The sequence below is a fragment of the Microbacterium stercoris genome, from assembly GCF_017592545.1.
Lineage (GTDB): Bacteria > Actinomycetota > Actinomycetes > Actinomycetales > Microbacteriaceae > Microbacterium > Microbacterium stercoris.
Map to the genome: position 1 here is coordinate 886,089 of NZ_JAGFOA010000001.1, position 22,786 is coordinate 908,874.

Consider the following 22,786-nt stretch of genomic DNA (forward strand, 5'->3'; position numbering starts at 1 on the left):
GGACCGCGCCGGCCCGAGATCAGTCGGCGCGGACCAGCAGCTCGCCGATCTCGCAGTCGAGCGCCTGGCAGACGGCGATGAGCGTGGAGAACCGGATCGCCCGCGCCTTGTCGTTCTTCAGGATCGACAGGTTCACGATGCTCACGCCCACGAGCTCGCTCAGTCGCGTGAGCGTCATCCCACGCTCGGCGAGCAGCTCGTCGAGGCGGCAGTGCACCCCGGTCGGATCCTCGTCGGCCGGGCTCACACCAGCCCCTCCGTCTCCTTCTGCAGCCGTGCGCCATGCTGGAACACCGCGCCGAGCGCGGCCGCGACCACCGCGCCGCCGAGGATGAGCGGATCGACCGCGAACCGCACGATCGACGGCGCCTGCACCCCGTCGGCGGGCAGCACCTCGTGCAGTGCCGTGTGCGTGCCGAGAGAGGTCAGGATGGCGGCGCCGATGCCCGCCACGAGCACCACGCCGGCACCGAGGTAGAGCCATCGCGCCACGGCCGGGGCGAACGGCCGCCCCCGCAGCGCGTTCCACGCGATGACGGCGAGCAGCGCCGCCGGCAGCGCGAGCAGGACGGAGGTGAGCAGCTGCCCACCCAGCAGAAGCAGCTTCGCGCCGAGGCTGATGCCCACCAGGGTGAACCGCATCGAATCGATCCCTGCGCAGTCGAGCGCGGGTCCGGTCTCCGGGGACATGCCGGCGCACGTCGAGTCGGAGCCCCAGTCGGCGTAGGCGTCGCTCGAGGTCACCGCCGTCCACGGCGCCGTGACGAGCTGGATCGTCTGCATCACCGCGAAGAAGGTCACGCCCAACAGCCACCACGCCGACAGCGTCAAGGCGATGTCGAGGGCGATCCCCTTCCGTCCGCGCCGCCGCCCGCGCCACACGACGACGCCGATGATCAGTGCGAGCACGCCCACGAAGACCGCGAGCCACATCAGCGCCTCGCCCACGGTGAGTCCCGCCGCGTTCATAGAGCTCCTTAACGACATTCGTTGTTATCGATCGACGATATGGCAACGACTTTCGATAACACAAGCCTCCTCGTGAGGCGCCGCCCGCGGCGCCGGACCGCGCCGGCCCGCGTGCGCAAGCCCCCAGCCCCTCCGCTATGCCCACGGCGAACACCGGCCTACGGCGCCCGGCCTCTCGTTACCGTTGAACCACGACGCGGCCCCAGGTGGGGCCTGCGCCGCCACTGGCCCCAGCGCCCAGGAGGAGTGAGATGTTCGAGAGATTCACCGACCGTGCCCGTCGTGTGGTCGTCCTCGCCCAGGAAGAGGCGAAGATGCTCAACCACAACTACATCGGCACCGAGCACATCCTGCTCGGGCTGATCCACGAGGGCGAGGGCGTCGCCGCGAAGGCGCTCGAGTCACTCGGCATCTCGCTGGACGCCGTGCGCGAGCAGGTGCAGGACATCATCGGCCAGGGGCAGCAGCAGCCCACCGGCCACATCCCCTTCACCCCGCGCGCCAAGAAGGTGCTCGAGCTGTCACTGCGCGAGGCGCTGCAGCTCGGCCACAACTACATCGGCACCGAGCACATCCTGCTCGGCCTCATCCGCGAGGGCGAGGGCGTCGCGGCCCAGGTGCTGGTCAAGCTCGGCGCCGACCTCAACAAGGTGCGCCAGCAGGTCATCCAGCTGCTCTCGGGCTACCAGGGCAAGGAGCCCGTGGGTGTCAACGCCGGCAGCCAGAACGAGTCGGATGGCGCCAAGGGCGGCTCGCAGGTGCTCGACCAGTTCGGTCGCAACCTCACGCAGGCCGCGCGCGACAACAAGCTCGACCCGGTCATCGGGCGCGAGAAGGAGATCGAGCGGGTCATGCAGATCCTCTCGCGTCGCACCAAGAACAACCCCGTCCTCATCGGCGAGCCCGGCGTCGGCAAGACCGCCGTCATCGAGGGCCTCGCGCAGGCGATCGTCAAGGGCGACGTGCCCGAGACGCTGAAGGACAAGCAGCTCTACTCGCTGGATCTCGGATCCCTCATCGCCGGTTCGCGATACCGCGGTGACTTCGAGGAGCGCCTGAAGAAGGTGACCAAGGAGATCCGCACGCGCGGCGACATCATCATCTTCATCGACGAGATCCACACGCTCGTCGGCGCGGGTGCCGCCGAGGGCGCGATCGACGCCGCGTCGATCCTGAAGCCGATGCTCGCCCGCGGCGAGCTGCAGACGATCGGCGCCACGACGCTCGACGAGTACCGCAAGCACTTCGAGAAGGACGCGGCCCTCGTGCGCCGCTTCCAGTCGGTGAACGTCGCGGAGCCCTCGCTGCCGCACGCCATCAACATCCTCAAGGGCCTGCGCGACCGCTACGAGGCGCACCACAAGGTGCAGATCACGGATGGCGCCATCGTCGCCGCCGCGAACCTCTCCGACCGCTACGTCTCCGACCGCTTCCTGCCCGACAAGGCCATCGACCTGCTCGACGAGGCCGGCGCCCGCCTGCGCCTGTCGATCCTGTCGTCGCCGCCGGAGCTGCGCGAGTTCGACGAGAAGATCGCCAAGGTGCGCGAGGCCAAGGAGGCCGCGTCGGAGGAGCAGGACTTCGAGAAGGCCGCGTCGCTGCGCGACGAGGAGAAGTCGCTGCTCGCCGAGCGCCTGCGTCTCGAGAAGCAGTGGCGCTCGGGGGATGTCACCACGGCCGCCACGGTCGACGAGGGCCTGATCGCCGAGGTGCTGGCGCAGGCCACGGGCATCCCGGTGTTCAAGCTGACCGAGGAGGAGACCTCGCGTCTCGTCTTCATGGAGAAGGCGCTGCACGAGCGCGTCATCGGTCAGGAGGAGGCGATCGCCGCCCTGTCGAAGACGATCCGCCGCCAGCGCGCCGGCCTCAAGGACCCGAAGCGCCCCTCGGGCTCGTTCATCTTCGCCGGCCCCACGGGTGTCGGAAAGACCGAGCTCGCCAAGGCGCTCGCCGAGTTCCTGTTCGACGACGAGGGCGCGCTGATCTCCCTCGACATGTCGGAGTTCGGCGAGAAGCACACGGTCTCGCGCCTCTTCGGCGCCCCTCCCGGATTCGTCGGCTTCGAAGAGGGCGGCCAGCTCACCGAGAAGGTGCGCCGCAAGCCGTTCTCGGTCGTGCTCTTCGACGAGATCGAGAAGGCCCACCCGGACATCTTCAACTCGCTGCTGCAGATCCTCGAGGAGGGTCGCCTGACCGACGGTCAGGGCCGCGTGGTCGACTTCAAGAACACCGTGATCATCATGACGACGAACCTCGGATCGTCGGCGATCGCCGGTGGTCCGGTCGGCTTCCAGGTCGAGGGTGACACCACCACGACCTACGAGCGCATGAAGGGCAAGGTCGACGAGGAGCTCAAGCGCCACTTCAAGCCCGAGTTCCTCAACCGCGTGGACGACATCATCGTCTTCCCGCAGCTGAGCAAGCCCGAGCTGGTGCAGATCGTCGACCTGTTCACGAAGCGCCTGAACACGCGACTCCTCGACCGCGACATGACGATCGTCCTGTCGCAGGCCGCGAAGGAGCGTCTCATCGAGATCGGCTTCGATCCGGCGCTCGGCGCCCGTCCGCTGCGTCGCGCGATGCAGCACCAGATCGAGGACCAGCTCTCGGAGCGGATCCTGAACGGCACGCTCGACACCGGTCACCACATCGAGGTCGACGTCGAGGACGGCAAGTTCGTGTTCCAGAGCGCGCCGCGCGGCGAGCGCGTCGCGGTCGGGATCACCTCGGCTCCCGCGATCCCGGCCACGCCGGACATCGCCGCGAGCTGACCGGATCCGATCCGCGCCCGAAGGGGGCGTCACCGCGAGGTGGCGCCCCCTTCGTCGTGCCCGCGGTGGCACGAGGCGAGGCGGTGGCCGGCCGGGTCATCCGGCCCGCCGTCATCCGGCCGGATCATCCGGCCGCCGTCATCCGGCTGCCGTCAGCCGGCGGTCGGCAGCTCGCCCGTCGACTCGCGCCAGACGATGCGCATCAGGCCCTGCTCCTCGGGGGGCGGGGTGGTGTGGCCGAGTGCGGCGACCAGGCGGCGCATCGCACGGCGGCCGGCCTCGCGGAAGTCCATGGCGACCGTGGTGATCGCGGGGGTCGTGTAGGCGCCGAACTCGTGGTTGTCCCATCCGGTGACCACGAGGTCATCCGGCAGTGACCAGCCGCGCTCGGCCGCGCCGCGCAGCACGCCGATCGCGAGGTCGTCGTTGCCGGCGATGACGGCGATCGTCTCGTCCTGCGCGGGAAGATCCAGGATGGCGCGGCGCCCGGTCTCGGCCCCCCACGAGCCGCCGATCAGCCCGAGCGAGCGCAGGCCGAGACGCTCCACGGCCTCGGTGTACGCGGCGGCGCGCGCTCGCGCCGAGACGTAGTCGTCCGGGCCGGCGATGTGCACGAAGGTGCGGTGGCCGGCCGCGGCGAGGGTCTCGACGAAGGTGCCGATGAGGGTGGCGTCGGCGAGCGGACCCATGCTGTGCAGCTCGGCGTCGAAGGTCGCGGCGGGCACGATCACGCAGTCGCTTCCCACCGGAGCCGCCAGCTCGTCGGGCACGGGTGCGATCGTCAGGATGCCCTCGTACTGTCCGCTCGCGGCGAGGTCGAGCACCCGCTCGCCGCGGTCGTCCGGCGTGCCGTCGATGTGGTGGCTCTCGGCGGCGTAGCCGGCCTGCTGTGCCACCTCGCTGGCCCCCGCGAGCAGCTGCATGTGGCTCTCGATGCCCGCGCCCATGATCACGGCGATGCGTCCCGAGCGCCGGGTGCGCATCGAGCGCGCCGCCTGGTTCGGGCGGTACCCGATCTCGGCGGCGATCCCGAGCACACGCTCCCGGGTGGCGTCCGAGACGTTGCCGCGGCCGTTCAGCACGTACGAGACCGTGGTCTGTGAGACACCGGCGAGCCGCGCGACGTCCCTGCTGGTCGGCATGCTCATCGGATCCCTCTTCCTTGACAACGATCTTTCTCCCCACCATAGTGATACGCATCACGTGTTACGTATCACCTCGTCGATGACGACGGGGTCCCTCAAACCTCGACGAGGAGGTGCACATGTCCATAGCCGAGCTCCGGCAGCTCGCCCACAACCGCGGCAGGGGGCGCGCAGCGCGCGCGACACCCGACAACAAGGCCGCCCTCGCGTTCCTCGGGCCCTGGGTCATCGGTGCCGTGCTGCTGACGCTGGGCCCGATCCTGGCGTCGCTGTATCTGGCGTTCACCGACTACAACCTGCTCGAGAGCGCGAACTGGATCGGCACGGCCAACTTCGAGCGGATGCTCACCGACGCCCGCCTGCACAAGTCGCTGCTGGTGACCTTCGTGTACGTGATCGTCGGCGTGCCGGGCCAGCTGGCCGTGGCCCTGCTGCTCGCGCTGCTGCTCGACCGCGGACTGCGGGGCCGCGCCTTCTACCGCTCGGCGTTCTACCTGCCGAGCCTGCTGGGCTCCTCCGTCGCCATCGCGGTGCTGTGGCGTCTGGTGTTCGGCGGCGACGGCCTCATCAACGCGAGCCTGGCGCTCATCGGCATCCACACCGACATGAGCTGGATCGGCAACCCCGACACCTCGCTGATGACGATCATCCTGCTGCACATCTGGACGTTCGGATCGCCCATGGTGATCTTCCTGGCGGGCCTGCGCCAGATCCCGACCGAGCTCTACGAGGCCGCAGCCACCGACGGCGCGACCACGTGGCGCCGATTCGCCTCGATCACCCTGCCGCTGCTGACGCCGATCATCTTCTTCAACCTGGTGCTCGCGATCATCAACTCGTTCTCGTCGTTCACGCAGGCCTTCATCGTCTCCGGCGGCACCGGCGCCCCGTCCGACTCGCTGCTCTTCTACACGCTGTACCTCTACCAGGAGGGATTCGGATCCTTCCGGATGGGGTACGCGTCGGCCCTCGCGTGGCTGCTGGTGCTCATCATCGGCGTGATCACGGCGATCAACTTCTGGCTCTCGAAGTACTGGGTTCACTATGACGACTGAGATCGACCGCCCCACGACCCGCACCGTCGTCACCGCCGGTGTCCCGCCGCGCCGCCTGCGCGCGCGCAGCGATCGCCCCGTGCGCGCCGTGCTCAAGCACGTGCTGCTCGCGCTCGGCGTGCTCACCACCCTCTATCCGGTGCTCTGGATGATCGTCAGCTCCCTGCGTCCCGACGGTCAGATCTTCGGCAACCCGTCGATCATCCCGACCGACTTCCACGTCGAGAACTACGCGTACGGATGGACGGCGCTCGGCAAGCCGTTCAGCCTGTACCTCTGGAACTCCGCGATCGTGGTGGCCGGATCCATCATCGGCAATCTCGTGAGCTGCTCGATGGCGGCCTACGCGTTCGCCCGCCTGCGATTCCGGTTCCAGGGGCCGGCCTTCGCGTACATGCTCGTGACGATCATGATCCCGGTGCACGTGCTGATCGTGCCGCAGTACGTGCTGTGGGCTCAGCTCGGTCTCGTCGGCACCTTCCTGCCGCTGATCCTGCCGAAGCTCCTCGCGACCGACGCGTTCTTCATCTTCCTGATGGTGCAGTTCATCCGCGGGCTGCCGAAGGAGCTGGATGAGGCGGCCCGGATCGACGGTGCAGGTCACGGTCGCATCTTCTTCCAGATCATCCTGCCGCTGATGAAGCCGGCGCTCGCGACCACGGCGATCTTCACGTTCATCTGGACGTGGAACGACTTCTTCACGCAGCTGATCTATCTGACGGATCCGAAGCTCTACACCGTGCCGATCGCGCTGAGGTCGTTCATCGACGCGCAGTCCCAGTCGTCGTTCGGCGGCATGTTCGCGATGAGCGTCGTGGCCGTCATCCCCCTGATCCTCGCGTTCGCCTTCGGCCAGAAGCACCTGGTGCAGGGCATCGCCACCACCGGCCTGAAGTAACCCCCCACCCCTAACCACCCCTCTGACACAGCAGGACCAGCGAAGGAGCTGTTATGAACACCAGCATTCGTCGGATCGCCCTCGGCGTCGCCGCCGCGGCATCCGTCCTGAGCCTCGCCGCGTGCGGCGTCGCGAAGGCGCCCGCCACGGGCGGCGGCGAGCCCGCGGCTCTCAGCGACGAGCCCGTCACCCTCCGCGTGATGTGGTGGGGCGGCGACGCCCGCCACGAGCGCACCCAGAAGGTGTTCGACCTCTTCGAGGAGAAGCACCCGAACATCACGATCGAGCCGGAGTTCTCCGACTGGAACGGCTACTGGGAGAAGCTCGCCACGGCCACCGCCGGCGGCAACGCCGCCGACGTGATGCAGATGGATCAGGTGTACCTCGCCTCGTACGCCGACCGCGGCAGCCTCGTCGACCTCGGCCAGTACGCAGACCAGCTGAAGACGGATGGCCTCGAGGAGTCCGTGCTCGACATGGGCAAGTGGGACGACAAGCTCTACGCGATGCCCATCTCGACCACCTCGACCGCGGCCATCGTCAACCTCGACGTCATCGACCAGGTGGGCGTGCCCCTGCCCGACACGAGCACGTGGACCTGGGATGAGTTCGGCGAGTGGGCGGCGGCTGTGAGCGCGGCATCCGGTGGCTCGGTGTACGGCACCGGTCAGCTCGGCAACGAGTACCAGCTGCAGCTTTTCGCTCGACAGCACGGTGATGCCCTCTTCACCGACGGGAAGATCAGCATCAAGCCCGAGACGCTCGCCGCGTACTTCCAGCTCGGACTCGACTGGATCAAGAGCGGCGCAGCGCCCTCGGCCTCCTACATGGCCGAGCAGGCATCGCTGCCGATCGACCAGTCCGACTTCTCGGTGGGCAAGGCCACCACGGTGTTCACCTCGTCGACCCTCGTGACCGCCTACGCGGCGGCGAGCGGCGCGAACCTCGAGCTGGTGCCCATCCCGACGCTCGACGGCGACAAGGAGAAGTACGACTACTTCAAGCCGGGCATGTACTGGTCGGCCTCGTCGAAGTCGGAGCACCCGGCCGAGGCCGCGCTGCTCATCGACTTCCTCGTGAACGACCCCGAGGCCGGTGCGATCATCGGCACCGAGCGCGGAATCCCCGCCAACTCCGACGTGATCGACGCGCTGGGCGACAGCCTCACCGCGGAGGAGCAGAAGACCGTCGCGTTTGCCGAGTCGCGCCGGCCCAAGCTGGGTGACGCCCCCGCGATCGTGCCGAACGGCGCCAGCGACGTGCAGACGATCCTGCTTCGCTATCAGCAGGAGGTCAACTTCGAACGCCAGACGCCGATCGCCGCCGCCGAGGCGATGATCGCCGAGATCACGGCCTCGATCACGGCGGCCGCCGGATGAGCCGCGTGCTGAGGGTCGGGATCATCGGCACCGGCAGCATCGCCGCGGCCCACGCGGAGGCGTACGAACGCTTCCCCGACGAGTGCCGGATCGTGGCGCTCTACGACGTCGTGGAGGAGAAGGCGCAGCGTCGTCGCGACGAGCTCGGGCTCGACGACGCGACCGCCTGGGCCGACCTCGACGCCATGCTCGCCGAGGCCGATCTCGACCTCGTGAGCATCGCCTCGCCGCCGTCGTCGCACGCCGAGCTCGCGATCCGCGCGCTGCAGGCCGGGGTCAACGTCATCGTCGAGAAGCCGATGGCGCCCTCCCTGGAGGACTGCGACCGCATGATCGCGGCCGCCGAGCAGAGCGGCCGGATCCTGTCGGTCGTCGCGCAGAACCGCTTCCGCGACGACATGGCCACCCTCAAGGAGGTGCTCGACTCGGGGCTCGCCGGCCCGGTGTCGCACGTGCAGGTCAGCTCCGCCTGGTGGCGCGGGCTGCCGTACTACGACCTGTGGTGGCGCGGCACGTGGGAATCGGAGGGCGGCGGCTGCACGCTCAACCACGCGATCCACCACCTCGACCTCACGCTGTGGATGCTCGGATCGCCCAAGTTCGTCACGGCCGTGCTCACGAACGCCGCGCACGAGAACGCCGAGGTCGAGGACCTCTCGGTGGCGATCCTGCAGTACGACCGGGCGCTGGCGGAGATCACCAGCTCGGTCGTGCACCACGGCGAGGAGCAGGCGATCGTGGTGCACGGGCGCGACGCTCGCGTCTCGCAGCCATGGAAGGTGACGGCGTCGAAGTCGTCGGCGAACGGCTTCCCCGAGGCCGGGGGCGACCCCGAGCTGGAGGCCCGGATCGACGCGCTCGCCGCGTCGCACGTGCCGCTCGCGCACCAGGGTCACTCCGGCCAGATCGGCGATGTGCTCGCGGCGGTGCGCGACGGCCGGGCGCCGGCGATCGACGGCCACGCCGGCCGGCGAGCCGTCGAGCTCGTCACCGCGATCTACGAGTCGGGCATCGAGGGCCGCACCGTCGCCCTCCCGCTCGACCCGGCCGATCCGTATTACCGAACCGGCACGCTGGTCAGCCGGGCGCCGCGCTTCTACCAGAAGACGGCGTCTGCGGGCGAGCTGCCGGGTGAGATCATCGTGGGCGGCAGCGCAGAGCCGCGCACGGCCTGAGAGGAACGCATGAGCAACGCGAGCGGCGCCCAGTACGCGCCGGATCCGATCCCCGCCCCGGTCGTCGAGGACGGCGAGTTCGTCTTCGCCGCCATCGGCCTCGACCACGGCCACATCCACGGCATGACGGGCGGGCTGGCCTCGGCCGGCGGCACGCTGCGCTGGGTGTACGACCCGGATCCGGCGAAGGTCGCGGCCTTCGTCGAGCAGCACCCCGGGGTGCAGGTGGCACGCAGCGAGACCGAGGTGCTCGACGACCCGGAGGTGCGGCTCGTCGCCGGCGCCGCGGTCACCTCCGAGCGCTGCGCGCTGGGCCTGCGCGTGATGGAGGCCGGCAAGGACTACTTCACCGACAAGGCGCCGCTGACCACGCTCGAGCAGCTGCAGGCGGCGCGCGAGGCCACGGCGCGCACGGGGCAGAAGTACGCCGTGTACTACTCCGAGCGCATTCACGTCGAGGCGGCCGTGCTCGCCGGTCAGCTGATCGAGCGCGGCGCCATCGGCCGCGTCATCCAGGTGCAGGGCCTTGGCCCTCACCGCCTCGGCACGGGGCGCCCCGACTGGTTCTTCGAGAAGGAGAAGTACGGCGGCATCCTGTGCGACATCGGCAGCCACAACTTCGAGCAGATGCTGCACTTCGCCGGTGCGAAGGGGGGAGAGGTCGCCTACTCGGCGATCGGCAACTTCGCCCACCCGCAGCATCCGGGCCTCGACGACTTCGGCGAGGCGTCGATCGTGATGGACAACGGCGCGAGCGGCTACTGCCGCGTCGACTGGTTCACCCCGGATGGACTGCGCACCTGGGGCGACGGCCGCACGTTCATCCTCGGCACCGAGGGCTACATCGAGCTGCGTAAGTACATCAACATCGGCACCGACGACGGGGCGGGCAACGTCTTCCTCGTCAACGGGGAGGGGGAGCGCCACATCCAGGCCGACGGCACGGTGGGCTACCCCTTCTTCGGGCAGCTGATCCTCGACTGCCTCGAGCGCACCGAGAACGCCATGACCCAGGAGCACGCCTTCGCGGCAGCCGAGCTGAGCGTGCGCGCCCAGCTCGGAGCCCGCGTCCTCGCCGGCTGACCCCGCCGCCCGCGCCACGCCCCCGCCCGGAACCCCCTCGTTCATCGAGCGAGCTACCCCCGCTCGTTCATCGAGCGAGCGAAGCGAGTCGAGATGCCCACGCCCCCCGCTCGTTCATCGCGAGCGACCCCCCTCGTTCATCGAGCGAGCGAAGCGAGTCGAGATGCCCAAGCCCCCGCTCGTTCATCGAGCGAGCGCCCCCCCTCGTTCATCGAGCGAGCGAAGCGAGTCGAGATGCCCACGCCCTCCCGCAGGCGTGGGCATCCCGGCTCGTTCCTCTGTGCGCGCTCGACGAACGGGCAGCTCCCCCCGAATAGGCTGAAGGCATGACGGAGCCCGCTGCCCAGGCGTTCACCGTGCGCCCGGCCCGCGCGGCCGACATGGCGCACATCCACCGGCTGCTGCAGCCGCTGGTCGAGCAGCGCATCCTGCTGGGCAAGGACCTCGTGTTCCTTTACGAGGCTACGCAGGAGTTCCTCGTCGCCGAGGCCGAGGGTCAGATCATCGGATGCGGCGCCCTGCACGTGATGTGGGAGGACCTCGGCGAGGTGCGCACTCTGCTTGTGCACCCCGAGTGGCTGAAGCACGGCGTCGGCAAGGCGCTCGTGGAGGGCCTCGAGCAGCGCGCCCGCAGGCTTGGCCTGTCGCGCCTGTTCTGCCTGACGTTCGAGGTCGACTTCTTCGCCCGTCGCGGGTTCTCGCCCATCGGCGAGCAGATCGTCGATCCGGATGTCTTCTCGCAGCTCGTGCGCTCGCCGGACGAGGGTGTGGCCGAGTTCCTGGATCTCGCGCACGTGAAGCCCAACACTCTGGGGAACACGCGCATGCTCAAGCTTCTCTGAAGCCGGCCCGGCCTACCCTGGAGGCGTGGAGCAGCCGCGACGTCGACACTCGCCCGCCGTGTATCGGCGGCGCCGACTTGTGCTGCTCTTCGGCGTGCTCGTCGTCATCGCCGCGGTGGTGTGGGCGGTGATCGCGCAGCCGTGGAACGGCCTCGTCGCGGCCCTCGCGCAGCCCGAGCCGACTCCTACTCAGGTCGCCGACGACGAGGCGGCCTCGCCGGTCACGCCGTCGCCGGCCGCCACAACCCCCGCCGCCACGCCGACTCCTGGGGCCACGCCCACCGCGCCCCCGGCTCCGCAGGCCTGCGACCCCGATGTCATCGAGCTCCTGCCCGTTGTGCACGGCGAGACGTTCGAGACGAAGCCCGTGACCCTGGGCATGAAGCTGACGAACACCGGATCGGTCGACTGCATCCTCGATGTCGGCACCTCCAAGCAGCGCTTCACCATCACCAGCGGTCAGGACACGTGGTGGCGCTCGACCGACTGCCAGAGCGAGCCGTCCGATTACGTCGTCACGCTCACCGCGGGACAGACCGTCGAGAGCGCGGAGCCGTATCTGACCTGGGATCGCACGCGGTCGGATCCGTCGACCTGCGCGAACCCGAGCCGTCCTCGTGCGCCCGGAGGGGGTGCCGCCTACAACCTCGCCGTCGAGCTCGGCGACGTGAAGGGCGCGCGGCAGGTGCAGTTCTACCTGCGCTGACGGATCCGGTCTGCGGCCTGCCGCTCTGGCGTGCCACCCGGATTAGCCCTACGGTGTGGGGCATGGGCACGCTCTTCTACGGTTCCCAGGGGACGCCGATCGATATCGATGACCGCGCGCTGTCGCACGTGAAGGTCGTCATCATCTCCAAGCTGCGCCGCGGCGAGGCCTTCACGCTGTCGCTGCAGCACCAGGGAGGTGGTGGTCGCAGCACGGTGTGGCTGAGCCCCGCGGTGCCGCTGCGATTCGAGTTCGACGAGCCGGAGCGCCCCGCGCTGAACGGCCGCTGGCTGGAGGAGCTGGCCGAGTCGGCCAGCCTGCTCGGAGGCATCACGCTCGTGCCGGAGCGCATCGGCAGCGAGTGAGGCGAAACGGAGAAGGCCCGGAGCCAAATTGCTCCGGGCCTTTCACGTCGTCCCGCGCAGGTCCCCAGGGCGCCCAGCGCCGACCTGCTATGAGAGTGCGGTAGATCCACCAGTCCCCACCGATGCCGCACCCGACGGGCATGTCAACACTATCAATCTGCGTTTTTGGAAGCTGACAGAATGCTTGGTTCCCGCTGACGAGTTCGTTAGATCTGCTTAGCCATAGTCTGAACAGATGGTGTCCAGGAAGCGCACGAAGAAGCCCGTCGACGTCGAGTTCCGCTCCGAGGCCCTCGCTCAGGCCCTGGAGCGCCAGGACATGGCGGCCGTTGCCCTTGCCCTGCGCAACGGCAACACCGTTGTGCCGCTGCTGCGGCAGGGACAGCGCGACGATCCGCGCGATGCCGGCGAGGTCTGGACGTACCGCGATCCGGCCACGGGCCAGGTCGCGCTGCTGCTCTTCAGCGACGCCGCGCACAAGCCCGAGAACCTGCCGTCAGGTGTGGGCCTCTTCTCATCCGACTGGCTGCGCTCGTTCCTGACGAAGCACGCGGATGTCATCACCACGGTCTTCCTCGACGTCGCGGGCCCCCACCCGATGCAGGCCAGCCCCGCCGAACTCCTCGCCGCCCTCGATCTCGGCCGCTGACTCCCGGGTCGTCCACCCCGGGGTCGTTCACCCCCGCCGATCGTCCCCCCCCCGGTCGTTGAGCGAGCGAAGCGAGTCGAAACGGAAGTCAGAACCCCGCCGGGCGTTCACCCCCCCGGTCGTTGAGCGAGCGAAGCGAGTCGAAACGCGCCGAACGCCCCGAAACGAAAGTCAGAACCCCGGCACGTCGCCCTGCGGCAGCGAGCCCGCCGCCCGGATGTCGTCGAGCGCCGCGCTGAGCCTGCCTGACCGGTTGTCGATCACGCGCTTGTAGCCCAGCCGCTGGGCCTCGGCGAGCCGCAGCGCTGCCTGTCCGACGGGCCGCACCTCGCCGGCGAGGCTGAGCTCGCCCACCGCCGCGACGCCCTGTGGCGTGGCCCACTTCTTGACCGCACCGGCCACGGCCACGGCGATCGCGAGGTCGGCGGCCGGCTCGGTGAAGCGCACGCCACCCACCGTCGAGACGTAGACGTCGAGCTCGCTCGTGGGGATGTTCGCGCGCCGCTCGAGCACTGCGAGCACCATGGCCACGCGCGACGAGTCGACCCCGTGCACGATGCGTCGGGGGTTCGGCGCCTTGGTGGGGATGGTCAGGGCTTGCACCTCGACGGGCAGCGCCCGTCGCCCCTCGAGGGCGATCGCGACGCAGGTGCCCTGCTCGGGCTGGCCCTGCGAGAGGAACAGCGCGCTGGGATCGGGCACTTCCCGGATGCCGTCGCCCGTCATCTCGAAGCAGCCGACCTCGTCGGTGGCGCCGAAGCGGTTCTTGAGTGCGCGCACGAAGCGCAGCGCGGTCTGGCGGTCGCCCTCGAAGTGGCACACCACGTCGACGAGATGCTCGAGCAGGCGCGGGCCGGCGATCTGGCCGTCCTTCGTGACGTGCCCGACCAGGATGATCGGCAGATCCCGATCCTTCGCGACGCGGATGAGCGCCGACGCGACCTCGCGCACCTGACCCGGCATGCCGGCGGCGCCGTCGGATGTCGCCGACGAGATGGTCTGCACCGAGTCGACGATGACGAGCTGCGGCTCGACGGCTTCGATCTGCCCCAGCACGGTGGCCAGGTCGGTCTCGCTCGCGAGGAAGAGATCGTCGTGCAGCGCCCCCGTGCGCTCGGCGCGCATGCGCACCTGAGCGGGCGACTCCTCGGCGCTCACGTAGAGGGTGCGGCGCCCGGCCTGGGCCGAGCGCGCTGCCACCTCGAGCAGCAGCGTCGACTTGCCGACGCCCGGCTCGCCCGAGAGCAGGATGGCCGCGCCCGGCACGATGCCGCCGCCGAGCACGCGGTCGAACTCGCCGAGCCCGATCTCGCGGCGCGGCGCTTCGGTGGTGGAGATCTGCGTGATGGGACGCGCGGCCGCCGTCGGGATGATCGGCGCCACGCGGCGCACGATGCCCGTCTGCTCGGCGGCTTCGACGACGGTGCCCCAGGCCTGGCACTCGCCGCAGCGGCCCACCCACTTGACGGCCGTCCATCCGCACTCGGTGCACTTGTACGCGGCGGGGGCGGGTCGCTTGGTGGCCATTCCAAAAGACTAGGCGGGGCTTCGGACATTCGTTCGAAGCCCCGCCTGCGCGGGTGCGGGTGCGGCGGATCCGGTCAGCCGGCCCGCACTCCGGCGAGCGTCGTCTTGATCGCATCCGCCGAGGCGTGCAGCAGCTCGAGCTCCTTGTCGGAGAACGGCGCCTCCAGGATCGGCGTCGCGCCGCGCGCCCCGACGATGTGCGGGACCGAGAGGGCGACATCGGAGAGGCCGTGGTAGTCGTGCAGCACGGTCGAGACGGGCATCACCGCGTGCTCGTCGCGCAGCACGGCCTCGGCGATGCGGGTGGCCGACAGCCCGATGGCGTAGTTGGTGGCGCCCTTGCCCTCGATCACCTTGTAGGCCGCGTGCGCGACCTCGTAGGCGAGGGTGTCGAGCTCCTCGATCGTGAACTTCTCGCCGTGCTCCGGCTGCCAGTCGAGCAGGGGCACGGATCCGATCGTCGCGGTCGACCACATGGGGAACTGGCTGTCGCCGTGCTCGCCGGCGATGTTGGCGTGCACCGAGCTGGCGGCCACGCCGGCGCGCTCCGCGAGACGCCAGCGCAGGCGCGAGGTGTCGAGCACCGTGCCCGAGGCGAACAGGCGCTCGGGCGGCAGGCCCGTCTGCTCCTGCGCGAGCACGGTGAGCACGTCGCAGGGGTTCGAGACGATCACGAACACGGCCTTCGGCGACGCCTCGACGAGCTCCGGGATCATCTTCGAGAAGATCCGCGCGTTCGTGCCGACCAGCTGCAGTCGCGTCTGTCCCGGCTGCTGCGCGGCGCCCGCCGTGACGATCACGACGTGCGAGCCCTCGGTGACCGCCACGTCGGCGGATCCGGTGATGTCGCTCGTCCCGGTGAAGAGCGAGCCGTGGGCGAGGTCGAGCACCTCGGCCTCGACCTTCGCGGCGTTGATGTCGTAAAGGGCCACATGGCGGGCGGCGCCCCGGATGAGGGAGGCGTACGCCGTGGCGGCGCCCACCGCTCCGGCGCCGACGACGGTGATCTTCGCGTTCTCGATGACGGCCATGGCGCCATCCTGTCAGCGCATGCCCAGACACGCGAGGGGTGCACGATTTGGCGCGATGCGGAACGATACGTAAACTCGATCCCGGTGACGTGTCCGAGCGGCCGAAGGTGCAACTCTCGAAAAGTTGTGTAGGGTAACCCCCTACCGTGGGTTCAAATCCCACCGTCACCGCCACCACGAAGGCCCCCGATCCCTTGGAAACACTGGGATCGGGGGCCTTCGTCATTCCCTCGCGGAGTGGCTTGGGAACATCGTGGTAACAGTCGGCGCGAGTCGATGTTCGCGACGCATACAGCGGTCGAGCTCCCTCCGCGGGAACACGAAGCTGGGCGCGGTCTGAGCCGGCGAGGTGTTGTGTCCACAGGGGAGCTTCAAGCTGCCAGCCAGTCAGCGAGCGGGCCACGCGAAGCAAGCCAATTCTGCGAGTTCTGCCGTGCGCGACGACACCTCCTCCGTGCTCCAGGCGTCACGAGTTGCCAACTCCCTGGTGAGCTGGAAGTCAGACTCGGCATAGACCTCGCACTTGTCGCTGAAAGGCTTGCTGCCCAGTTGGTGGTTGAGCCGTCGTTCTAGCAACGCGAGGTTCCCAATCTCGTCAATCTTCACTTGGAGCGAATCGTCGCCGTGCGCCGTGGACTGGGAGAGGACATGTTCGATGGTTACGGTCCGGGAGGTCCAGTCGAGTGCGCGCTCGGGTCGCTGCGCCTTCGCGTCCGCGGCCTTCTCTAGCATCGCGAGCAGGTACTTAGCACGATCGAGCTTGAGTTTGCCGGATGACTTGAATGCATTCGTGAATTCGGCGTCCGTGGGGATGAGGCGGGCGAGGCGCGCTCGCACGTCCGTCTGGTTCTTGGCACTGCCACTCGCGACAGCCGCCGCTGCGCTGGCGAACGCCTCTTCAGCAGTTTCTCCGCCGAGGCGTCCGACAAACTGCGCGCGGACGCTCCACTTCGCGATCTTGAGTAGAAGCTGGGTCGCCTTGGGCTTCTCCCACTCGCGGAACGCGGAGAGAAGTAGTGGGTAGCTGCTCTCGAAGCCAAACCTGCGGTACGCCATAAGGGCGTCCCGGACGTCCACCCTCGAATTCTTCCAGTATTCGTGCTCTGGGTCACGGAGGGCCAGGTAGATCTGCTGCGAAGCCTTCATGCGCTGGATGTACCGCTTTGCGCCCGGGTTCTCCTGGAGGTCGTCCTGCAGAGCCCGGTAAAGTTTGCGACGAGTGACGCGCCCGTGCCTCGACATGTACTCATGTCGCACGAACCTGACCATATCGTCAGGCTTGCTTCCGAGACTGGTTTCGAGTGAATTCCACCCGTGCTGTACATAGGCGAACTCGGACTGCTTCGCCTCGCTGAAGAGGTAGTTTTTCAGCAAGTCTGCCGTTGTGAGGTCGGCGCCGCGGTCGTTGAGCGTCTCAAAGATGACATACGCCTCAGGCAAATTTGATGCGACGGCGATAAGGACCTGCACATCTTTATCGAGCTGATCAATGACGTCAATCAGCTTCTTGTACTGCCGGGATGTGGGGGCGAGTTTTTCTAGATGCGCGTGACATTCCTCGTAACAGACTCGAATCTTGTTGGTCGCTGATATGCGCTCGGGCTGGCCTTCGAGGATCGCGTCGTATGCGTCCTGATCAGCCGGGCTGAGGATCAGGCTGTCTACGTCGCCTTCCTCGCGGATGCTGAACCGGCGTAAGTACTTCTTGGTTGTGTTCTCGGCGAGATTTTCCTTACGAAGAGCCTGCAGTCGATCCCGAATCGCGATGAATAGTACAGCTGTTGTGGCGAGCCGCTGCTGGCCGTCGACAATCTTGCGCCTACCGCTATCGTCGTCGGCCTTAGCGAAGACAAGCGTGCCCATGAAATGCGCGGACTTCTTCTCGCGCGCGCGCTCGAGGTCGAGGAGGTACTCCTGAACGTTCACCTGCTCCCATGAATAGGCGCGCTGGAACTCGGGCACTGCCACTAGATGGTCCGCGAGGATGTGCCCGAGCTGATCGTGATTGAACTCAGTGCTCTCGGCCATAGCCCCTCATCGTTCGGTCGTTGATGTCGTCACGCCGTCACCAGCTGCATGAGTTCGGCGTAATTGGTAACGACGTCGTACTTCACGTTCTCGGGATGCTGTTCGCTGACGGCCTGGAAGAACTTGCGGGCGCAATCGATCTTGGCGTTCTCCACGGCCTTGAGCTGCAACGACGATAGGGAGCCCTTGGTCTCGGCCACAAAGTACACGTGCTTGACGCTGCCATCCGTGAAGGCGATTGCCCAGTCGGGGTTGTAATCGCCGACCGGCGTGGGGATGAAGAAGCCGCGTGGCAGCTTCGCGTACACGGCGACCTCGGCGCTCGTGTCCAGCGCGGTCACGAAATCGCGCTCGACCTTCGAGTCGGTCACGACGTACTCGTAGACGTGGCGCTTGAGTCGCTGGCCCGCCTTCGTGAAGTCCTGCGCGGTTTGGTTCTGCGTGAAGATCGTCGAGTCGAAGCGGCCCTCGAGAGTGTCGTAGGTCAGCTTGTTGACGATCAGCGTCGCCTTCTGCTCGTTGACGATGCGCGCCGTCTCGGTGATGAACTGCTCGGGGTTGAGCCGGAACTTCGCGAAGGTTGACGGCTTCACGTCGCGAAGTACCCTCGCGACGGTCCGCCGAGTCAGCTTCGTCTTCTCGGTGATCTCGCCCAGCAGGTCGTACTTCACCTGCGACCTGGCGCTCAGCGTCTCGGTGTGGGTGCGCGTCTCCGACACCGCGAATCCCGTGCCACGCTCGAGCGCATCCACATCGAGAGCGTCACGCTGCTGGCCCGTCTGCACGACGTACTGCAGTGACGCTACGTGCAGTTGTGCGTCGAGCGCATCGACGCACTTGTCGATCAGCTCGTTCGAGTCGAAGTCGACCTGGTACACCACGCGATGGTTGATGCGGTTCCAGAGTGCCTGGAACTCCTTCTTCTCGAAGTTCTCCCGGTTGAACGGGATCTCCTTCGGCTTTCGATCGTTCGTAGGCGCCGGCATGTCGAGGTACAGCGCATCGACGAGCGGCAGCAGGAAGTCGATCACCGGAGCGAGCGCCTCAGGTGCCGGAGCGAGCTCTCGCGCCTCGCGCGCATCCTTGTATGCCTGCGTGACCGTGTCGTCGTCCCCGATGTAATCGTGCTTGATCAGGTAGCGCATCAGCTGCTTCGCGAGCACTTCGTCGACCACGCTCTCGATGCCCGACTCGTCGCGATACGTGCGGCCCGTGAAGTACTCCTCGGTGGCCTTGCGCGGCCGCGCGGAGAGAGTGGCGATGATCTCGTTCTGCAGGCCGTCGACGAAGTCCTGGTACGACTCGTCGCATACGACCGTGAGCTCGTTGATGTCGTGCACGGTCGCGGGGTGATCCATCCGCTCGCCGTGCTGATTCACCGCGAGGCGGAGCCCGCGACCGACCTCCTGGCGGCGTGACACGGAGTTGTCGCTCTTCTTCAGCATGCCCATCACGAATACGTTGGGGTTGTCCCAGCCCTCGCGCAGCGCGGAGTGCGAGAATAGGAACCGCAGCGGCGTCGCCAGGTCGAGCAGCTTCTCCTTGTCCTTCAGGATCAAGTCGTAGTCGCCGGCCTCGGAAGCCTGCCCCTTGTCATCCCCTCGACCAAGGATCTTCGGCTCGACCTGACGACCCGTCTTCTTGTCGATCGAGAAGTATCCGCCGTGCACGTCGCGGACGGCGTCACGGCGCAGGTAATCCTGGTACGCCGCGAAGGCCTCGTCGACCTCGAGCTCGGCGAGCACCTCGGCGCGGATCAGCTCGTACTCCTCCTCGAAGATCCGCGCGTACTCGCCGAGCGTGTCCTCGCGGCCGTATTCGCGGTACTTCGCGACCTCGTCGATGAAGAAGAGCGAGAGCACCTTGATGCCCTGCGGGTGAAGCGCGCGCTCTTTCTCGAGGTGGGAGCGGATCACCTCGCGGATCTGGATGCGTCGCTTCTGCTCTTCGGTCACGTCGAGCGTGGCCTCGCCGGCGTGGACGACGTCGCCCGTCGACAGCTCGATGATGTCGCGCACTGCGTCGACGTCGGTGACAAGGATCGGTCGCCCGTCGGGTTTGTAGGCCTCGATCCCATTCGACAGATCGTAGAGGTTGCTGCCCTTGGTCACGCGCTTTACGAGAGGCCTAATCGGGCCACCCTTCGGTTGCACGTACATCTCGATACGCGCGGTCGGCGGCGACCCCTTCTTCACCTCGATCGCGTCGAGGTAGATGTACGCGGTGGAGCCGGCGAGGCCGCGCACCGTGATTCCGCGCACGCCGATCTTCTTCACGAGCTTCGCGTTGTACGCGTCGACCGCATCGAGCCGGTGCACCTTGTTGTACTCGTGGAACGGCTTGTGTGTCGCGGAGTAGCGCAGCACCATCAGCGGGTTGAACTTGGCGAGCGATTCGAGCGACGCGGACGCCTTCTTGGGCTTGCCCTTGCTGTCGAACTCCTCGCCGAAGCGTTGCGGCTCATCGATGATGACGATCGGTCGGTTCGCGCTGATGACGTCGATCGGCTTGCGCGACTGGAAATCATCGAGCTCGCGGAAGATCCGCCGAGCCTCGTCGGACGCGGACTTTCCTGCTTCCGCCCTATCCTCAGCGGCGACCGCCGTGTTGAATGCCTGGACATTGATGATCATGACCTGCACGCCGGCGTCCGAGCTGAATCGCTCGAGCTCGTGCAGCTGCGATGAGTTGTAGATGAACGCGCGCGGCTTGGTTTTGTACTCCTCCATGAAGTGCTCGGCCGTAACGTCGAACGTCTTCTTGACGCCCTCGCGGATCGCGATGGACGGCACGACGACGATGAACTTCGACCAGCCGTAGCGGCGATGCATCTCCATCATGGTCTTGATGTAGACGTAGGTCTTGCCGGTTCCCGTCTCCATCTCGACCGTGAGGTTCGGCGCACCCGGCGCGGCCTTGCTCGTCGCGAGCTCGGACGACTGATTGAGGCCGCTGGCCGCCTGGGTCGCGCGGATGTTCGCGAGCAGTTGGCTCGCGGGCGGCGCGATGGGGGCGTTGCGCAGACCCGGGCCGAGTTCGATGGTCGTCTGGCCATCCTTCGCGCGACCGGGGTCGATGCGGTAGGTGACACCGGTGTCCTTCGGCTGCCCCGCGAACACGTTGACGACCGCGTTGACTGCCTCGGTCTGATAGGCCTGCGTCTTGAACTGGAGCTTCATCCGGCGCTCGCTCAGATGGCCTTGACGGAGGTGTCGGGCGACACCTCGGCGAAGACCTGCTCCGCATTGATGCGCTCGGCGTCGGTTGCGAACGCGTCATCGCGGAACACCGCCCGCACCGGCTGCCGTTCAGCAATCGCCCGCACGACGGCGGGGGTGACGCTCTCGTCGAAACACGCGATCAGCCCGCCGTCATCGACCACGAACACCTCGCGCCCGTCGATCTGCTCACGCCGGATCGGCAACGTCAGCTCAAGACCCCAGTCGAGGAGCACCTGGAACAGGAGGTCCTCACGGGTGCGGTCACGCTTGATGCTCGACGTGCGCTCGCCCAGGTCGAGCTGATTCGTCTCGTCGGGGGTGCGGAGCACATCGGCCATGTTGGTGGTGTCGATGCGGAGTGCGCGGAAGCCGGTATCAAGTGGTGCCGTATCCGCAGCGCGTTCCATGTTGACCTTCTTGCCGGCACGGCGGACCCGTTCACGTGAGACCTCAGCGATCGTCCTATATCCCTCCCTCGCAGCGTTAGAGTGCGTCGCCGGGATCTCATCTAGTTGGACGAGAATGTACTTTCGCGAACCCCCATCCTTTGCGTTCTGCAGCATTACTGCGTGCGCGCTCGTCCCGGAGCCTGCGAAGAAGTCGAGAATCAGATCGTCCTTTGAGGTTCCGAACTCGACAATCTTCCGGAGTACATGCTCATCTTTTGGGTTATCGAAAACTGCGCCCCCCAGCAGGCTCTTGAGGCGCCCGCTCGCGCCCCGTCCGTCGACGTAGAACACACTGTACGGAATCTCGTCTTCGGCATCAGATAGATAGCGCTTGTACGTTGGTCGCGTAGTTTCGTCCGGGCCAAATTTGATCCGGTTTTCAGCGAGCAACGTCGCCATCTGCTCGGGCGCATATCGCCACCCGTGCTCAGGCATGCTTACGGCTTTACCTGTGACAGGGTGAAACACGTCGTACTTCGAACGTGACGTGGGCGAGTTCTTCGAGAGATCTGACGGGAAGAACACACCTCGCTCGTCCACGCTCGAATAGTGTTTGTGGCGCTTCGCTGGATCGTCTTCGCCCAACTGGCGATACCACGCGCGAAGCCCGGACGCTACCGCGGCGTTATCCTCACCGTGTGCCCGCCGAAGTCGCCCATACTCGGCATAGATCTCGTCTAGCCCTTCCTTCCGTGTACGCCACGCGCCTACTCGTGAATCGAGCGATGAGATGTCACGAGCGAAGATGAGGATGTACTCATGAGAGGAGGAGATGTACTTTGAGTCGTTCTTGCGGCCAGCCGCCCAGACCATCGCCCCCACGAAATTATGCTCGCCAAATACTTCTGCGGCGAGGCGATGAAGGTTTCCCATCTCAGCGTCGTCAATGGACATGAAGATCGCGCCGTCTTCTGACAGCAGGTTCCGGGCGAGCTTCAGGCGCGGCGACATCATCGACAGCCAGTCGCTATGAAATCGACCGTTAGTCTCCGAGTTTGCAGTTAGTCGAGCACCAGCGTTATCGACTTGCCCCGAGCGATCCAGATAGTCCTTTGTTGTCGCCGCAAAGTCGTCGTTATAGACGAAATCGTTCCCCGTGTTGTACGGCGGATCGATGTAGATGAGCTTCACCTTGCCGAGGTACGACTCCTGCAGCAGTTTCAGGGCGTCGAGGTTGTCGCCCTCGATGAAGAGGTTCTTCGTGGCGTCGAAGTCGACCGACTCCTCGCGCATCGGGCGAAGCGTCTTCGCGATGGGGGCGTTCGCCGCGAAGGCTGCGGCGCGCTTGCCGGGCCAGTCGAGCTGGTAGCGCTCCTGGGGGCCCTCGACGATGTGATCCGAGAGCTCCTGCCGGAGGGCGTCGAAGTCGATCGCGCGCTTCACGGCGCCGTCGGCGTCGCGGGTCTCGGTCACGACGTTCGGGAACAGCTCAGCGAGCTTGTCGATGTTCGCCTGGGTGAGGTCGGGCGACGTCATGCGCAGTTTCTCCACGG

At 67.1% G+C, this 22,786-nt stretch carries 18 protein-coding genes and 1 tRNA gene; 11 read left to right on the forward strand and 8 right to left on the reverse strand.

The annotated features are described in order from the left end of the window. Positions 1-19 precede the first annotated feature (19 nt). Positions 20-247: a helix-turn-helix domain-containing protein gene (locus J5V96_RS03975; RefSeq protein ID WP_208500319.1), complete on the reverse strand. Its 228-nt coding sequence runs from the start codon at positions 245-247 to the stop codon at positions 20-22. Then, positions 244-969 carry a hypothetical protein gene (locus J5V96_RS03980; protein WP_208500320.1) on the reverse strand — a complete coding sequence of 242 codons (726 nt, stop codon included), beginning with the start codon at positions 967-969 and terminating at the stop codon, positions 244-246. Before J5V96_RS03980 ends, J5V96_RS03975 begins: the two co-directional genes overlap by 4 nt. A gap of 251 nt (positions 970-1,220) precedes the next feature. Between J5V96_RS03980 and J5V96_RS03985 the strand changes: the two genes are divergently transcribed. Beyond that, positions 1,221-3,740, forward strand: coding sequence for an ATP-dependent Clp protease ATP-binding subunit (locus J5V96_RS03985; protein ID WP_208500321.1), 2,520 nt, complete (start codon positions 1,221-1,223; stop codon positions 3,738-3,740). A gap of 152 nt (positions 3,741-3,892) precedes the next feature. On the opposite strand, the gene J5V96_RS03990 is transcribed toward J5V96_RS03985, so the two are convergent. Continuing rightward, positions 3,893-4,888: a LacI family DNA-binding transcriptional regulator gene (locus J5V96_RS03990; RefSeq protein ID WP_208500324.1), complete on the reverse strand. Its 996-nt coding sequence runs from the start codon at positions 4,886-4,888 to the stop codon at positions 3,893-3,895. A gap of 116 nt (positions 4,889-5,004) precedes the next feature. Between J5V96_RS03990 and J5V96_RS03995 the strand changes: the two genes are divergently transcribed. The 9 genes from J5V96_RS03995 to J5V96_RS04035 all read left to right on the forward strand — a co-directional run bounded on the left by J5V96_RS03995 (position 5,005) and on the right by J5V96_RS04035 (position 13,037). Continuing rightward, positions 5,005-5,940, forward strand: a complete 936-nt coding sequence (locus J5V96_RS03995; RefSeq protein ID WP_208500326.1) for a carbohydrate ABC transporter permease — start codon at positions 5,005-5,007, stop codon at positions 5,938-5,940. Next, positions 5,930-6,838 carry a carbohydrate ABC transporter permease gene (locus tag J5V96_RS04000; protein WP_208500329.1) on the forward strand — a complete coding sequence of 303 codons (909 nt, stop codon included), beginning with the start codon at positions 5,930-5,932 and terminating at the stop codon, positions 6,836-6,838. The genes J5V96_RS03995 and J5V96_RS04000 overlap by 11 nt, the downstream gene beginning before the upstream one ends. Positions 6,839-6,891: 53 nt before the next feature. After that, positions 6,892-8,217, forward strand: a complete 1,326-nt coding sequence (locus tag J5V96_RS04005; RefSeq protein ID WP_208500337.1) for an ABC transporter substrate-binding protein — start codon at positions 6,892-6,894, stop codon at positions 8,215-8,217. Next, positions 8,214-9,392, forward strand: coding sequence for a Gfo/Idh/MocA family protein (locus J5V96_RS04010; protein ID WP_236014379.1), 1,179 nt, complete (start codon positions 8,214-8,216; stop codon positions 9,390-9,392). The genes J5V96_RS04005 and J5V96_RS04010 overlap by 4 nt, the downstream gene beginning before the upstream one ends. Before the next feature lie 9 nt (positions 9,393-9,401). After that, on the forward strand, positions 9,402-10,475 hold the full coding sequence (locus J5V96_RS04015; protein WP_208500338.1) for a Gfo/Idh/MocA family protein: 1,074 nt from the start codon (positions 9,402-9,404) through the stop codon (positions 10,473-10,475). A 326-nt stretch (positions 10,476-10,801) separates the two neighbouring features. Then, entirely contained in the window at positions 10,802-11,317 is a 516-nt protein-coding gene (locus tag J5V96_RS04020; RefSeq protein WP_208500340.1) for an amino-acid N-acetyltransferase, read from the forward strand. Between the two features lie 25 nt (positions 11,318-11,342). Continuing rightward, on the forward strand, positions 11,343-12,023 hold the full coding sequence (locus tag J5V96_RS04025; RefSeq protein WP_208500342.1) for a hypothetical protein: 681 nt from the start codon (positions 11,343-11,345) through the stop codon (positions 12,021-12,023). Positions 12,024-12,085: 62 nt separating this feature from the next. Beyond that, positions 12,086-12,388 (forward strand): DUF7882 family protein, encoded by a 303-nt coding sequence (locus J5V96_RS04030; protein ID WP_208500344.1) that lies wholly within the window; start codon positions 12,086-12,088, stop codon positions 12,386-12,388. Positions 12,389-12,623: 235 nt separating this feature from the next. Next, positions 12,624-13,037, forward strand: a complete 414-nt coding sequence (locus J5V96_RS04035) for an SseB family protein (RefSeq protein WP_208500346.1) — start codon at positions 12,624-12,626, stop codon at positions 13,035-13,037. Between the two features lie 171 nt (positions 13,038-13,208). On the opposite strand, the gene radA is transcribed toward J5V96_RS04035, so the two are convergent. Together radA and J5V96_RS04045 are read right to left on the reverse strand one after the other, a co-directional pair. Then, positions 13,209-14,564: a DNA repair protein RadA gene (radA, locus tag J5V96_RS04040; protein ID WP_208500348.1), complete on the reverse strand. Its 1,356-nt coding sequence runs from the start codon at positions 14,562-14,564 to the stop codon at positions 13,209-13,211. Between the two features lie 74 nt (positions 14,565-14,638). Further along, the gene (locus tag J5V96_RS04045; protein WP_208500350.1) at positions 14,639-15,595 is read right to left on the reverse strand and encodes an L-lactate dehydrogenase; all 957 of its coding nucleotides are present in this window, start codon (positions 15,593-15,595) and stop codon (positions 14,639-14,641) included. An 83-nt stretch (positions 15,596-15,678) separates the two neighbouring features. On the opposite strand from J5V96_RS04045, the gene J5V96_RS04050 reads away from it, so the two are divergent. Then, positions 15,679-15,769 (forward strand) — tRNA-Ser (locus J5V96_RS04050). A gap of 213 nt (positions 15,770-15,982) precedes the next feature. Here the strand turns inward: J5V96_RS04050 and J5V96_RS04055 are convergent. Genes J5V96_RS04055 through J5V96_RS04065 form a run of 3 tightly spaced genes read right to left on the reverse strand, consistent with a single transcriptional unit; the run spans position 15,983 to position 22,769 of the window. Next, positions 15,983-17,623, reverse strand: a complete 1,641-nt coding sequence (locus tag J5V96_RS04055; protein ID WP_208500352.1) for a DUF262 domain-containing protein — start codon at positions 17,621-17,623, stop codon at positions 15,983-15,985. Between the two features lie 29 nt (positions 17,624-17,652). After that, positions 17,653-20,802, reverse strand: a complete 3,150-nt coding sequence (locus J5V96_RS04060) for a type III restriction-modification system endonuclease (RefSeq protein WP_208500354.1) — start codon at positions 20,800-20,802, stop codon at positions 17,653-17,655. A gap of 11 nt (positions 20,803-20,813) precedes the next feature. Then, entirely contained in the window at positions 20,814-22,769 is a 1,956-nt protein-coding gene (locus J5V96_RS04065) for a site-specific DNA-methyltransferase (RefSeq protein ID WP_236014380.1), read from the reverse strand. Between the last annotated feature and the right edge of the window lie 17 nt (positions 22,770-22,786).